Consider the following 13,206-nt stretch of genomic DNA (forward strand, 5'->3'; position numbering starts at 1 on the left):
GCCGCCTCGAGGGCGGCACGTAAGTTTTGCTGTTCTCGCCCGACGAAGCGCGGTAAATCAACGCATGCGCCGTGCGCCTCGCGTAGCCGCTACATGCGGAAATGCTCGCCGAGATACACGCGTCGCACGTTCTCATTCTCGATGATCTCGCTCGGCGCGCCGGCCGCGAGCACGCTGCCGTCGCTGATGATGTAAGCGTGATCGCAAATGCCGAGCGTCTCGCGCACGTTGTGGTCCGTGATCAGCACGCCGATGTTGCGCTGCTTCAGGAACTTCACGATCTTCTGGATTTCGAGCACGGCGATCGGATCGACGCCCGCGAAGGGTTCGTCGAGCAGAATGAAGCTGGGATTCGTCGCGAGCGCCCGAGCGATTTCCACGCGCCGCCGCTCGCCGCCCGAGAGCGACAGCGCCGGATTTTCACGCAAGTGCGCAATCTGCAGTTCGTCCAGCAGGGCCTCGGCGCGCTGCGTGATGCCGTCCTTCGACAGCCGCTTGCCCGATTCGTCCGTTTGCAGTTCCAGCACGGCGCGAATGTTCTGCTCGACGGTCAGCTTGCGGAACACGGACGCTTCCTGCGGAAGATACGACAGCCCGAGATGCGCCCGCTGGTGGATCGGCAGCAGGCTGATCGACTTGCCGTCGAGATCGATCTCGCCGGCGTCGAGCGGCACGAGGCCGACGATCATGTAGAACGACGTGGTCTTGCCCGCGCCGTTCGGGCCGAGCAGACCGACGACTTCGCCGCTCTTCACGTCGAGCGAGACGTCCTTCACGACGGTGCGCGAACCGTACCGCTTCTTCAGATTGCGGACGACGAGCGAACTCGTCTTGCCGTCCGGCTTGCTGGGGGACATGGCGGGCGAACTCACTGCTGCGGCGTCCCTTGGATGGTGTTCGACGGCGCGAGGGTCGCGGGCGAGCCGTTGAGCGGCGCCGCGCCGCCGGAGCGGGGCGCGAGCATCGCGCGAACGCGGCCGCTCGGGTTGCCGGGGCCCGCCACGTCCTTGCCGGCGCTGGCCGTGTAGAAGTCCTTCTGCCCGTCGTACGTGATGACGCTGCCGCGCACTTCGTCCTGCACCGTGGTCAGACCTTGCAGGCGGCGCACCACGGCGCGCGTCGTGAGCTTGGTGAAGTCGCTCTTGCCGTCATAGTCGATGCGCACGGCATTGCCTTCGATGTATTCGTCGACGCCGTCGCGCTTCTGGCGGAAATACGAGAGGTTGCTGCCGGTGGACGTGCCGGTCGCGTACTGATAGCCCTGCGGATCTTGCGTGACATCCACGCGATCCGCCTTGATGACGATGGTGCCCTTGGTCGCGACGACGTGACCGGTGAAGACGTTCTTCTGGTTCAGGTCGTCGTAGGACATGTTGTCCGCTTCGATGTTGAGCGGCTTGTCGCGGTCGGCTTTTTCGGCGTGCGCGGCGGGCGCGAAGCCCGCGAGCGGCAGCGCGACCAACGCGGCGGCGGCTGCGGCCAGCGCGGCCCGCATCACACGCCTCGCGCGCGCGGTGGTGCGATGCGCGAACGTTGCGCCCGCGGGGCCGCCATCGGGACGAGGGAAGCTGTGGTTCATGCAGTCAAGATCAGGATGGAATCCCGGGTTCACTTGGAGGAGCCGCCATTGATATCCGTGGCCGCGATCGCGCCGCGCACGTTACCGAAGAGCTTCATTTCCCGGGTGACGTTGTTGTAGTTCATGCCGTTGGCGGTCATCACCGACGGACCGCGCTGAAGTTTAACCGGCTTTTCCGTTTCGATGACATCGTCGTTCACCAGCACGCGAAAATGCTGCGAATCCGCCTGCATCTGCGGATCGCCGTAACCGGCTGCGCGCAGGATGCGGGCGTTGTCGTAAAGATCGACGATGGACACGTCGCCATTCACCGTGCCGCGCTGCGCCGTGGCCGTCACGATCGGCTTTTGCGGCTGGAACATGCGCACCGCGGGCAGCGTCAGGTCGCTGTTCTCGTCGTCCTCGTAATGGACCATGGATTTGGCCGTCAGCCGGTATTGCGTCGTGCCGGTGGAATCCAGTTCGGAGACGGAGAAGTTATCGGCGAAGTAGTCGGGCGTGTGGCGCTTGGGTTGCTCGGGCGCTTGCGGCGCGGAAGGCAGCGTAGCCTGCAACAGCCAGTACGTGATGCCCGCGAGCGCCGCCATGGCCAGAAGCGGCAACAGCGAGGCGAGGCGTCGGGTGGGCGGCATGGCGTCAGTCTCCGAGCGCCGCCGCGAGCAGCGCGTCATAGCCATTCTGCGCGCGCAGGATCGCATCGCACACTTCGCGCACGGCGCCGTGTCCGCCGCGTGCTTCGGTTACCCAATGCACGCGCTCTTTCACTTCCGCATGCGCGTTGGCCGGCGCGGCGGCGAATCCGCAGCGGCGCATCACGGCGAGATCGGGCCAGTCGTCGCCCATGTAGCCGCATTCGGCGGCGGAGATGCCCGTCGCGTCGAGCAATTGCGCGAGCGCCACCGTCTTGTCCGCAACGCCCTGATATAGATGCGTGATGCCCAGTTCTTTCGCCCGCGCCGCGACGATTCGCGACTGCCGTCCGGTGATGATCGCCGTCTGCACGCCGATACGTTCGAGCAGCTTCACGCCCTGGCCGTCGAGCGAATTAAACGACTTCATGGTGTCGCCTTCGGCGCTGAAGTACAGGCTGCCGTCGGTGAAAACGCCGTCGACGTCGAACACCATCAGCTTGATGCGGCTCGCGCGCTCGGCGGGGAAAGGCTTCTGCGCCATCAGATTACCTTCTTGGAGAAGAGGTCGTGCATGTTCAGTGCGCCGATCAGCGTCGCATCGGCGTCGACGACCAGCATCTGATTGATGCGATGTCGCTCCATCAGTTCCACGGCTTCGACCGCGAGATGGTCCGGACCGATGGTGCGCGGATTGCGCGTCATCACGTCCGCGAGCTTGAGCGAGCGAAAGTCGCCGTCGCGCTGAAGAATGCGGCGCAGGTCGCCGTCCGTAAAGATCCCTTCGACGTGACGATTGCCGTTGATGACCGCCGTCATGCCCATGCGCTTGGCGGTGATCTGGAAGAGGGCGTCTGAAACGGTCGCGTCGAGCGGCACGACGGGAACCTCGTCGCCCACGCGCATCACGTCGCGCACGTAAGTCAACAAACGCCGGCCGAGCGCGCCGCCGGGATGCGAGCGGGCGAAATCGTCGGGACCGAAGCCGCGTGCGTCGAGGACCGCGACGGCGAGCGCGTCGCCGAGCGCCAACGCGGCGGTCGTGCTGGCGGTCGGCGCGAGGTTCATCGGGCAGGCTTCTTTTTCGACGCGTGCGTTCAGGTGCATGTCCGCGAGTTGCGCGAGGCTCGACTCCGGACGGCCGGTAATGGCGATGAGTTTCGCGCCGAGGCGCTTGATGAGCGGGAGAATGGCGACGAGTTCTTCGGTCTCGCCGGAGTTCGACAGCGCGATAAAAATGTCGTCGGCAGTGACCATGCCGAGATCGCCGTGACTGGCTTCAGCGGGATGCACGAAAAACGCCGGCGTGCCGGTGGAGGCGAGCGTGGCGGCGAACTTGCGCGCGACGTGTCCCGACTTGCCGATACCCGACACGACCACGCGGCCGCGACAGCCGAGCAGGGCTTCGACTGCGTTCGTGAAGTTGTCGTCGAGAAGGTCCGAGAGACCGCGAACCGCGTCCGCTTCGATCTGGATTACGCTGCGAGCCAGCGCCAGTGCCCGGTCGCCATTGATTTTCGCTATCATTCGCGGAAGTATAGCAAAGGCGTTTCTTCGCCGCGCCTTACGGTGCGCGGCGCGCCGCCGCTTGATCCGCCCCCGCGAGCCCTGGCATCAGGGGCTTCCCACGACACCGAAAACGCCGCGCCGGACACGTATCGGCACGCTGACGAACGAGGACGCTGGACGGATGACTTCTCCGCTCGAAATGACGCTGTTGTTGCTGCTGTGTTCGGTGGCGGGCGTCGTCGTATTTCGTTTTTTTAATCTGCCGCCGATGCTCGGATATCTGGCGGTCGGCATCATCGTCGGTCCGCACGCGGCCGGTATCGCACCGGATACCGAGCGCGCGCAGCACCTCGCCGAATTCGGCGTCGTGTTCCTGATGTTCTCCATCGGTCTGGAATTCTCGCTCGCGAAGCTGCGCTCGATGCGGCGCATCGTCTTCGGGCTCGGCGCGAGCCAGGTCGGCGCGACGATCGTGTTCGCGCTCGTCGTCGGGTGGATCGCGCATTTCTGGACGAGCATCTCGTGGCAGGCGAGCTTCGCGCTCGGCGGCGCGCTTTCCATGTCTTCCACAGCCATCGTCAGCAAGCTGCTCGCGGAGCGGCTCGAACTGGAAGCAGAGCACGGCCGCAATATCTTCGGCGTGCTGTTGTTTCAGGATCTCGCGGTCGTGCCGCTTCTCATCATCATCGCGGCGTTCGCGAACGGCAATTCGTCGCAACTGGCGATGTGGCTCGGCATCGCGGCGGTAAAGATCGTCGTCGCGCTGACGGTTTTGCTGTTCGTCGGCCAGAAGTTCATGACGCGCTGGTTCGATCTGGTCGCGCGGCGGCGCTCGCAAGAGCTGTTCATGCTGAACCTGCTGCTGGTGACGCTCGGCGCCGCGTTCATTACGGACAAGTTCGGGCTGTCGCTCGCGCTCGGCGCGTTCATCGCGGGCATGCTGATCGCGGAAACGCCGTACCGGCATCAGGTGGAAGAAGACATCAAGCCGTTTCGCGACGTGCTGCTCGGCGTCTTTTTCGTGACGACGGGCATGCTGCTCAATCCGCGCGTGATCTGGGAGCACCCGTTTCTCGTGCTCGCGTTCTTCGTCGTGCCGATTCTATTGAAAGCCGTGATGATCACCGGCCTCGCGCGCCTGTTCGGCTCGCCGCCCGGCGTCGCCATGCGCACCGGGCTCGGGCTTGCGCAGGCGGGCGAATTCGGCTTCGTGCTCCTGAACCTCATTCTGGATTCGCATCTGGTCGATGCCACCATTCTCCAGGCGCTCCTTTCTGCGATGCTGCTCTCGATGCTCGCCGCGCCGTTCATCATCCAGAACGCGGACCGGATCGTGCTGCGCCTTTCTTCGACGGAGTGGATGCTGCAATCGCTGCAAATGACGAAGATCGCGACGCAAAGCCTCAAGCAAAGCGGCCACGTCATTATTTGTGGATACGGCCGCGCCGGGCAGAACCTCGCGCGCATGCTGGAGCAGGAAGGCATTTCGTATGTGGCGCTCGATCTCGACCCGGATCGCGTGGCGGCGGCCGCGGCGGCGGGCGAATCGGTCGTGTTCGGCGATGCCGGGCGGCGCGAATCGCTCGTGGCTGCCGGGCTGAATCGCGCGGCGACGGTCGCGATCACGTACGCGAACACGCCGTCCGCCATGCGCGTGCTGCACAACATCCACGAACTCGCGCCGACGCTGCCGGTGATCGTGCGCACGGTGGACGACGCCGATCTCGAAAAGCTGACCGCCGCCGGCGCGACGGAAGTGATTCCGGAGATCGTCGAAGGCAGTCTGATGCTCGCGTCACATACGCTCGTCCTGATGGGCGTGCCGATGCGCCGCGTCGTGCGGCGCGTAGAGGAAATGCGCGATGCGCGCTACAGCCTGTTGCGCGGCTATTTTCACGGCGCGGACGATCTCGACGACGACGATGGCCACGAGCAGGTGCGGCTACAATCCGTACCGATCGACGAACATTCGGAGGCGGTCGGGCATTCGCTCGACGATCTCGGGCTCGTCGGCAACGGTGTCGAAGTGACCGCTATTCGCCGTCACGGCATCCGGGGCGTCCAGCCGGACCCCGAAACCAGGCTCCGCGCGAACGACATCGTCGTATTGCGCGGCCTGCCCGAAGTGCTCGCGCAGGCCGAGGAACGGCTTTCGCGCAATCGCCGGGCAGCCTAACGTTCTCTTCATCAGGTGAGCGCGGCCTCACAGCGCGGATTTCCGGAGAAGTCATGTCCACCATTTCATCGAGCGCTTCGTCTGCATCGTCAGATGCGGCGCGGTTCATCAAGGAGCGCGTGCGCACGGTCGAAGACTGGCCGCAAGCCGGCGTCCAGTTTCGCGACATCACGCCCGTTCTGCAGGACCGCCGCGCGTTGCGCACGCTCATCGACCTGTTCGTGCAGCGTTATATCGACGCGAACCTGAACGTCATCGCGGGCATGGATGCGCGCGGGTTCATCATCGGGCCGATTCTCGCGTACGAGCTGAGTCTGGGTTTCGTGCCCATTCGCAAGAAGGGCAAGCTGCCGTACAAGACGCTCTCGCAGTCATACGAACTGGAGTACGGCAGCGCGACGGTCGAAATTCACGAGGACGCGTGCCAGCCGGGCGACCGCGTCGTGATCGTCGACGATCTGGTGGCGACCGGCGGCACGATGATGGCCGGCAAGATCCTGCTGGAGCGGCTCGGCGCGCAGGTCGTCGAAGCGGCGGCGATCATCGACTTGCCCGATCTCGGCGGCTCCAGGCTGCTGCGCGACGGCGGCTTGCCGCTCTACACGGTCTGCGAGTTCGGAGGCCATTGATGCCGAACATACTTTTGTTTCTGGCGACATCGGTCGCAATCACCATCGCGCCGGGGCCCGACAATCTTCAGGTGCTCGCCCGCGGCATTTCGCAAGGCAGGCTCGCGGGCGTGGTCGCGGCGCTGGGCTTCGCGTGCGGCGTGATCTTTCATACGACGCTCGCCGCCTTAGGCGTCGCGGCGCTCTTGCGCTCGTCGCCGCTCGCGTTTCAGGCGGTGAAGCTCGCGGGCGCGGCGTATCTCGTGTGGATCGGCATCAAGGCGCTGCGCAGCCACGGCCTCGCGACGGCGCATGCGCGCCCGAGCCAGCCGCTGTCGAGCGTGTTTCGGCAGAGCGTGCTCGGCAACATGCTGAATCCGAAAGTGACGCTGTTCTTCATCGTGTTCCTGCCGCAGTTCGTCGATCCGCACGGCACGCAAAGCGTGATGCTGCAAATGTTCGAGCTGGGCGGCGTGTTCATGCTGCAAACGGTCGCCGTGTTCTCGCTCTTCGGCATCGGAGCAGGAATGATCGGCGCGTGGCTCAAGCGCCGTCCGCGCGTGGGCGTCTGGCTCGACCGGCTTGCGGGCTTGACATTTATCGCGCTCGGCATTCGCGTGGCGCTGCGCGACTGACTTCGCTTTTGCCGCACCGCGCCTGCGCGCGTCGTTCGTTCATCACGGTCTCGCCGGAGCCTTCATGACTTTGCCTTGCCTCGTCGCCGCTCGCCGTTTCGACGCCGCCGCGCACGCGCCGTTCTTTATCGGCGATGAACGCGTCGGCTGGATTCGCAAGACCGATGTCGCCTTGCTCGCGCGCTGGCCAGAAACGTTCGTGGTCGACGACGACGCCGTGCGTCTGAATCCGTCGCTCGACGAGACTGACGCGCGCAGCGCGGCGCTCGCCGCCGTCATCGCTGTGCTGCACGCGGACGGCAGCATCCCCGGCTGGCGCGACGAGACGTATGCGATCCGCAATCACTTCGACGCCGCGCCGCTCGCGTTCATCGAGCGAGCGGCCTCGCGCTTCTTCGGCACCATCACTTACGCGGTGCACGTGAACGGCATCGTAAAATATCGGGATAGCGCGCCGCGGCTCTGGATCGCGCGGCGCAGCCACACCAAGTCGACCGATCCCGGCATGCTGGACAACATGGTGGCGGGCGGCATCGGCTGGGGCTACGGGCTCATGCCGACGCTCGCCAAAGAATGCTGGGAAGAAGCGGGCATGCCTGAAGTACTGGCCATGACCGCGACGCCCGGCGGCACGTTTCACGTTCTGCAGTCGGCGCCGGAAGGCACGCAGGCCGAGCAGATCTTCGTGTATGACATCGCGCTGCCGCCGGACTTCACGCCGCGCAATCAGGACGGCGAAGTCGCCGAGCATCGCGAGGCGAGCATCGACGAAGTCGCGCGCTGGATCGAAGAAGGCGAGATGACCGTCGATGCGAGCCTCGCCACGCTCGACTGCCTGCTGCGCCATCGCTGGATCGACGAAGACGCCTGCCAGGGCATCGAGGCGCTTTACGCGCCGCCGCCCGTTTGAACATCGAGCATCAACGCATTGAGGAAGGAGTAACCGGTTCATGTCGACCGAACATAGTTTCATCCTGAAGTTGTCGTGCCCGGACCGGCCGGGAATCGTGCATGCGGTCTCCGGTTTTCTGTTCGATCTCGGCGCGAACATCCTGGATTCGGCGCAATTCGGCGACAGCCGCACCGGCGAATTCTTCATGCGGGTGCATTTTCAGGAAGTGGGCGGCGATCCCGGTCTCGACGCGCTGCGCAAGTCGTTCGCCACGCTCGCCGATGAGTTCGGCATGCGCTGGGAATTGCACGATGCGCTCGCGAAACCGCGCGTCGTCATCATGGTGTCGAAGATCGGCCATTGCCTGAACGACCTGCTGTTCCGCTATCGCACGGGACAATTGCAAATCGAGATTCCGGCAATCGTCTCGAACCACAAGGATTTTTATCAGCTCGCCGCGAGCTACGACATTCCGTTCCATCACTTGCCGCTCAACGGCGGCACCGCGCAGGCGAAGGCCGCGCAGGAAGCGCGCATGATGGAAATCATCGACCAGCACGACACCGATCTCGTCGTGCTCGCGCGCTACATGCAGATTCTGTCGCCCGACATGTGCGACAAGCTCGCGGGCCGCGCGATCAACATTCACCACTCGTTCCTGCCGAGCTTCAAGGGCGCGAAGCCGTACTATCAGGCGTTCGACCGCGGCGTGAAGCTGATCGGCGCAACTGCGCACTATGTGACGACGGATCTGGACGAAGGCCCGATCATCGAGCAGGAAGTGGAGCGCGTGGACCACAGCATGACGCCGGATCAACTGACGGCGATCGGCCGCGATGTCGAGTGCGTGACACTCGCGCGTGCGGTGAAATGGCATGTGGAGCATCGCATCGTGCTGAACGGAAGCAAGACGGTCGTGTTCCGCTAGACGCTGCCAGACGCCAAGAGCAAGAATGCCCGCTGATCTTCGGATCGAGCGGGCTTTTTGCTTCTGGGCGGCTGTGGTCAGACGAGCCGCAGATAGATCAGCTCGCGCTTGATGTACGCGTAGAAAATCGGCGCGGCGATGACGCCCGGCAAGCCGAACGCGGCTTCCATCGCCAGCATGGCAAGCAGCAGTTCCCACGCGCGCGCCTCGATCTGCCCGCCGATGATCCGCGCGTTCAGGAAGTATTCGAGCTTGTGAATGACGATCAGGAACCCGAGCGACGCGACCGCCGTGCCGAAGGACACCGAAAACGAGATCGCGACAATGATGGTGTTCGAGATCAGATTGCCGATGACGGGCAAGAGGCCGAGGATGAACGTGATCAACACGAGCGTCTTGGAGAGCGGCAGGCGCTCGTGAAAGAGCGGCAGCGCGACGAGAAGATAGAGCGCGGTGAACGCGGCGTTGATCCCCGAAATCTTGATCTGCGCGAACACGATGCGGCGGAAGGCGTCGGCAAAACGCGAAACGCGCGTGACGAGCGCCGTCGAAAGCGGCAGCCGATGCGTCTGCTTCGGCGCGCCCACCGCGACGATCGCGCCGATGATCATGCCGATCAGAATGTGCCCGAAGCCGCGCGCCATGTCGCGGCCGCCTTCCTGCAATTGCTCCGAGTGCTTGCGCATGAGCTCGGCGGCGCGCTCCTTCATCTGGCCGGCGTCGACCGGCAGATAATTGGCGATCCAGTCCGGCACGCGCAGCCGCGCGTGCGACGTGACGCTCACCAATTGGTCCAGCAGCCGCTGGAGGCTCGGGACGTCGTGCTCGAAATGCTCGATCGTCGCGATGGTGAGGCCGGTCAGCCCGCCGATGATGATCGCCGAGATCAGCACGACCGCGATCAGCCGCGCGCCCTTGCTCATCACGTGTCGCTCGATGACGGGCGCGATCATGTGCACCAGCTGGAACACAAGCATGCCGGCCAGCAGCGCGCCCAGCAGCTTGAGATGCAGCACGAGGAACATGGCGAGGAACGCCGCGATGTAACTGCCAATCTCCACGGCCGGGAGCTTTGGCAGGCTCATGTCGCTCGTCAGCCTGACGGGGCGCGCCGGCAAGTCCCGTACGCGTCGCTCCTCGTTGGCCGCTTCGTTGCGCTTCGCCATGACTGCGTATCCTTTTTGCTGCTGCCTACCACGGTTGTTCTTGCCGCCGGGCTGCGGCGGTTGTCAGGCGGCCGACTTCGGACGCTGGAGCAGCGGCGCAAGGTAGCGGCCCGTGAAGCTCGACTTCGACTTCGCAACCTGCTCCGGCGTCCCCTGCGCGATGATCTGCCCGCCGCCCGCGCCGCCTTCCGGACCGAGGTCGATCACCCAGTCGGCGGTTTTGATCACGTCCAGATTATGCTCGATGATGACGACCGTGTTGCCCTGATCTCGCAACCGGTGGATCACTTCGAGCAAGAGCGCGATGTCGTGAAAATGCAGGCCGGTCGTCGGTTCGTCAAGGATATATAGCGTCCGACCGGTATCGCGCTTGCTCAGTTCCAGCGAAAGCTTCACCCGCTGCGCTTCGCCGCCCGAAAGCGTGGTCGCCGACTGGCCGAGGCGGATGTAGCCGAGGCCCACCTCGAGCAGCGTCTTCAGCTTGCGCGCGACGACCGGCACCGCCTTGAAGAACTCGTGCGCGGCTTCCACCGTGAGGTCGAGCACTTCGCTGATGTTCTTGCCTTTGTACTGGATGTCGAGCGTCTCGCGGTTGTAACGCTTGCCGTGGCATACGTCGCAAGGCACATAAACGTCCGGCAGAAAGTGCATCTCCACCTTCAGCACGCCGTCGCCCTGACAGGCTTCGCAGCGTCCGCCCTTGACGTTGAACGAGAAGCGGCCCGCTTCGTAGCCGCGCTCCTTAGCGGCCGGCACGCCCGCGAACAGTTCGCGGATAGGCGTGAACAAGCCGGTATAAGTCGCCGGATTCGAGCGCGGCGTGCGGCCGATCGGCGATTGATCGACGGCGATCACCTTGTCGAAGTGCTCCAGACCTTCGATGGATTCGTACGGCGCAGGCTCCGTCGACGAGCCATACAAATGCTGGGCGACCGCGTGCTGAAGCGTGTCGTTGATGAGCGTCGACTTGCCCGAACCCGAGACGCCTGTCACGCATGTCAACAGGCCGACCGGAAGATCGAGCGTCACGTGCTTGAGGTTATTGCCGTGCGCCTCGACGATGCGCAGTCGCCGCTCGTCCGGCGCGTTGCGCTTGTCCGGATAGCTGATCGTGCGCTTGCCGGACAAATATTGTCCCGTGATGGAGTTCGGGTCTTTCTGCACCTGAAGCGGCGTGCCCTCCGCGACGATCACGCCGCCATGTTCGCCCGCGCCCGGTCCCATGTCGACCACGTAATCGGCCATGCGGATCATGTCTTCGTCGTGCTCGACGACGATCACCGAATTGCCGATATCGCGCAGATGCTTGAGCGTGTCGATCAGGCGGTCGTTGTCGCGCTGATGCAGGCCGATGGACGGCTCGTCCAGCACGTACATCACGCCTGTCAGCCCCGAGCCGATCTGCGACGCGAGCCGGATGCGTTGCGCCTCGCCGCCGGAGAGCGTCTCCGCGCTGCGTTCCAGCGACAGGTAATCCAGTCCGACGTTATTCAGGAACGACAGCCGCGCGACGATTTCCTTGATGACCTTGTCGGCGATTTCGCCCTTCGCGCCGTCCAGACGCAGCGTCTGAAAGTAGCCGAGCGTGTCGCGCAGCGGCCAGCCGCTCACTTCGTAGATGCCGCGCGCCTGATCGCCCGAACCGACCTTGACGAAGCGTGCCTCGCGCCGCAGACGCGTGCCTTCGCACGCCGGGCACGGCTGATTGTTCTGGTATTTCGCCAGTTCTTCGCGCACGGCGGTGGAATCCGTCTCGCGGTAGCGCCGCTCGAGGTTCGGGATGATGCCTTCGAATGCATGCTCGCGCACCGAAGCGCGACCGCGCTCGTTAATGTACGAAAACGGAATGGCCTGCTTGCCCGAGCCGAAGAGCAGCGTCTTGCGCACCTTCTCCGCCAGTTCCTCGAACGGCGCGTCGATATCGAATTCGTAGAACGCGGCGAGGCTTTGCAGCATCTGGAAATAGAACTGATTGCGCCGGTCCCAGCCCTTCACCGCGCCCGCCGCCAGCGACAGCGACGGATGCGCGACCACGCGCTTCGGATCGAAAAACGTGATCTGGCCGAGGCCGTCGCATTCGGGACACGCGCCCATCGGGTTGTTGAACGAGAAAAGACGCGGCTCGAGTTCCTGCAGCGAGTAGGAGCAGATCGGGCACGCGAACTTCGAGCTGAAGAGCTTCTCGTGGTCCGTGTCCATTTCGAGCGCGATGGCGCGGCCGTCGGCGAGGCGCAGCGCGGTCTCGAACGATTCCGCGAGACGCTGCTTCATGTCGGGGCGCACTTTCAGCCGGTCGATCACCACGTCGATCGTGTGCTTGTCATTCTTCTTGAGCTTCGGCAGCGAATCGACTTCATAGATTTTCGCGACGCCTTCGTTCGCCGTGCCGCCGCCCGAGCGAATCCGAAAGCGGATGAAGCCCTGCGCCTGCATTTCCTCGAATAACTCGACGTGCTCGCCTTTGCGGTCCGCGACCACGGGCGCGAGAATCATCAGCTTGGTTTCTTCGGGCAGCGCGAGTGCCGCGTCCACCATTTGCGAGACGCTTTGCGCTTCCAGCGGAATCAGATGGTCGGGACAATATGGCGTGCCGACGCGCGCATATAGAAGACGCAGATAATCGTGAATTTCCGTGACCGTGCCGACCGTCGAGCGCGGATTATGCGACGTGGCTTTCTGCTCGATCGAAATGGCCGGCGACAAACCTTCGATCAGATCGACGTCCGGCTTTTCCATGAGCTGTAGAAATTGCCGCGCGTAGGCCGAGAGACTTTCCACGTAACGGCGCTGGCCTTCGGCGTAAAGCGTATCGAACGCGAGCGACGACTTGCCCGACCCGGACAACCCCGTAATCACGATCAGCTTGTGACGCGGCAAGTCGAGACTGACGTTCTTCAGATTGTGGGTGCGCGCCCCACGAATACGAATTTCTTCCACGAGTTTGTTCCGGCGACGAGCGGGGAATGAGGGGGGCCAAACCTGCTACTATAACGACTTTTGCAGGGCGCGGCGCCCGCGCACCCCGTGCCGCGGACGGGCCCAGGCCGCTTGCCGCGGGCCTTGCGGCGGTCTTGCCGGCGCAGC

12 protein-coding genes are annotated in these 13,206 nt (G+C 64.2%); 5 read left to right on the forward strand and 7 right to left on the reverse strand.

The features are described from left to right. Positions 1 to 89: 89 nt before the first annotated feature. From lptB to kdsD, 5 genes are read right to left on the reverse strand one after another with little or no spacing between them, the layout of a single operon-like run. Complete coding sequence (lptB, locus tag NCR37_RS01425; RefSeq protein ID WP_250471177.1) at positions 90 to 857, reverse strand: LPS export ABC transporter ATP-binding protein; 768 nt, start codon at positions 855 to 857, stop codon at positions 90 to 92. A gap of 11 nt (positions 858 to 868) precedes the next feature. Next, the gene (lptA, locus tag NCR37_RS01430; RefSeq protein WP_250471178.1) at positions 869 to 1,579 is read right to left on the reverse strand and encodes a lipopolysaccharide transport periplasmic protein LptA; all 711 of its coding nucleotides are present in this window, start codon (positions 1,577 to 1,579) and stop codon (positions 869 to 871) included. A gap of 29 nt (positions 1,580 to 1,608) precedes the next feature. Beyond that, positions 1,609 to 2,211 (reverse strand): LPS export ABC transporter periplasmic protein LptC, encoded by a 603-nt coding sequence (lptC, locus tag NCR37_RS01435; RefSeq protein WP_175939336.1) that lies wholly within the window; start codon positions 2,209 to 2,211, stop codon positions 1,609 to 1,611. 4 nt (positions 2,212 to 2,215) lie between these two features. Next, complete coding sequence (locus tag NCR37_RS01440; protein ID WP_250471179.1) at positions 2,216 to 2,752, reverse strand: KdsC family phosphatase; 537 nt, start codon at positions 2,750 to 2,752, stop codon at positions 2,216 to 2,218. Further along, entirely contained in the window at positions 2,752 to 3,735 is a 984-nt protein-coding gene (gene kdsD, locus NCR37_RS01445) for an arabinose 5-phosphate isomerase KdsD (protein ID WP_175939340.1), read from the reverse strand. The genes NCR37_RS01440 and kdsD overlap by 1 nt, the downstream gene beginning before the upstream one ends. 163 nt (positions 3,736 to 3,898) lie before the next feature. On the opposite strand from kdsD, the gene NCR37_RS01450 reads away from it, so the two are divergent. The 5 genes from NCR37_RS01450 to purU all read left to right on the forward strand — a co-directional run bounded on the left by NCR37_RS01450 (position 3,899) and on the right by purU (position 8,956). Next, positions 3,899 to 5,893, forward strand: a complete 1,995-nt coding sequence (locus tag NCR37_RS01450; protein WP_250471180.1) for a monovalent cation:proton antiporter family protein — start codon at positions 3,899 to 3,901, stop codon at positions 5,891 to 5,893. A gap of 53 nt (positions 5,894 to 5,946) precedes the next feature. Next, complete coding sequence (locus NCR37_RS01455; RefSeq protein ID WP_284506747.1) at positions 5,947 to 6,522, forward strand: adenine phosphoribosyltransferase; 576 nt, start codon at positions 5,947 to 5,949, stop codon at positions 6,520 to 6,522. Beyond that, positions 6,522 to 7,136, forward strand: coding sequence for a LysE family translocator (locus NCR37_RS01460; RefSeq protein ID WP_250471181.1), 615 nt, complete (start codon positions 6,522 to 6,524; stop codon positions 7,134 to 7,136). The genes NCR37_RS01455 and NCR37_RS01460 overlap by 1 nt, the downstream gene beginning before the upstream one ends. Positions 7,137 to 7,200: 64 nt before the next feature. Then, positions 7,201 to 8,046: an NUDIX hydrolase gene (locus NCR37_RS01465; RefSeq protein WP_250471182.1), complete on the forward strand. Its 846-nt coding sequence runs from the start codon at positions 7,201 to 7,203 to the stop codon at positions 8,044 to 8,046. Positions 8,047 to 8,086: 40 nt separating this feature from the next. Next, on the forward strand, positions 8,087 to 8,956 hold the full coding sequence (gene purU / locus NCR37_RS01470; RefSeq protein WP_250471183.1) for a formyltetrahydrofolate deformylase: 870 nt from the start codon (positions 8,087 to 8,089) through the stop codon (positions 8,954 to 8,956). A 77-nt stretch (positions 8,957 to 9,033) separates the two neighbouring features. Here purU and NCR37_RS01475 read toward each other — a convergent pair whose 3' ends face one another. Both NCR37_RS01475 and uvrA read right to left on the reverse strand, forming a co-directional pair. After that, positions 9,034 to 10,122: an AI-2E family transporter gene (locus NCR37_RS01475; protein ID WP_250471184.1), complete on the reverse strand. Its 1,089-nt coding sequence runs from the start codon at positions 10,120 to 10,122 to the stop codon at positions 9,034 to 9,036. 63 nt (positions 10,123 to 10,185) lie between these two features. Next, a complete protein-coding gene (gene uvrA / locus NCR37_RS01480) occupies positions 10,186 to 13,059 on the reverse strand; it encodes an excinuclease ABC subunit UvrA (RefSeq protein ID WP_250471185.1) in 2,874 nt (957 codons plus the stop codon). Positions 13,060 to 13,206 lie beyond the last annotated feature (147 nt).

Origin of the sequence: Caballeronia sp. GAFFF1, from assembly GCF_023630705.1 — a bacterium.
Taxonomy (GTDB): Bacteria; Pseudomonadota; Gammaproteobacteria; order Burkholderiales; family Burkholderiaceae; genus Caballeronia.

Excerpts from the sequence above, each read along its gene's own strand:
- lptB (WP_250471177.1), bottom strand. The coding sequence starts at position 857 with ATGTCCCCCAGCAAGCCGGACGGCAAGACGAGTTCGCTCGTCGTCCGC.
- lptA (WP_250471178.1), bottom strand. The coding sequence starts at position 1,579 with ATGAACCACAGCTTCCCTCGTCCCGATGGCGGCCCCGCGGGCGCAACG.
- lptC (WP_175939336.1), bottom strand. The coding sequence starts at position 2,211 with ATGCCGCCCACCCGACGCCTCGCCTCGCTGTTGCCGCTTCTGGCCATG.
- NCR37_RS01440 (WP_250471179.1), bottom strand. The coding sequence starts at position 2,752 with ATGGCGCAGAAGCCTTTCCCCGCCGAGCGCGCGAGCCGCATCAAGCTG.
- kdsD (WP_175939340.1), bottom strand. The coding sequence starts at position 3,735 with ATGATAGCGAAAATCAATGGCGACCGGGCACTGGCGCTGGCTCGCAGC.
- NCR37_RS01450 (WP_250471180.1), top strand. The coding sequence starts at position 3,899 with ATGACTTCTCCGCTCGAAATGACGCTGTTGTTGCTGCTGTGTTCGGTG.
- NCR37_RS01455 (WP_284506747.1), top strand. The coding sequence starts at position 5,947 with ATGTCCACCATTTCATCGAGCGCTTCGTCTGCATCGTCAGATGCGGCG.
- NCR37_RS01460 (WP_250471181.1), top strand. The coding sequence starts at position 6,522 with ATGCCGAACATACTTTTGTTTCTGGCGACATCGGTCGCAATCACCATC.
- NCR37_RS01465 (WP_250471182.1), top strand. The coding sequence starts at position 7,201 with ATGACTTTGCCTTGCCTCGTCGCCGCTCGCCGTTTCGACGCCGCCGCG.
- purU (WP_250471183.1), top strand. The coding sequence starts at position 8,087 with ATGTCGACCGAACATAGTTTCATCCTGAAGTTGTCGTGCCCGGACCGG.
- NCR37_RS01475 (WP_250471184.1), bottom strand. The coding sequence starts at position 10,122 with ATGGCGAAGCGCAACGAAGCGGCCAACGAGGAGCGACGCGTACGGGAC.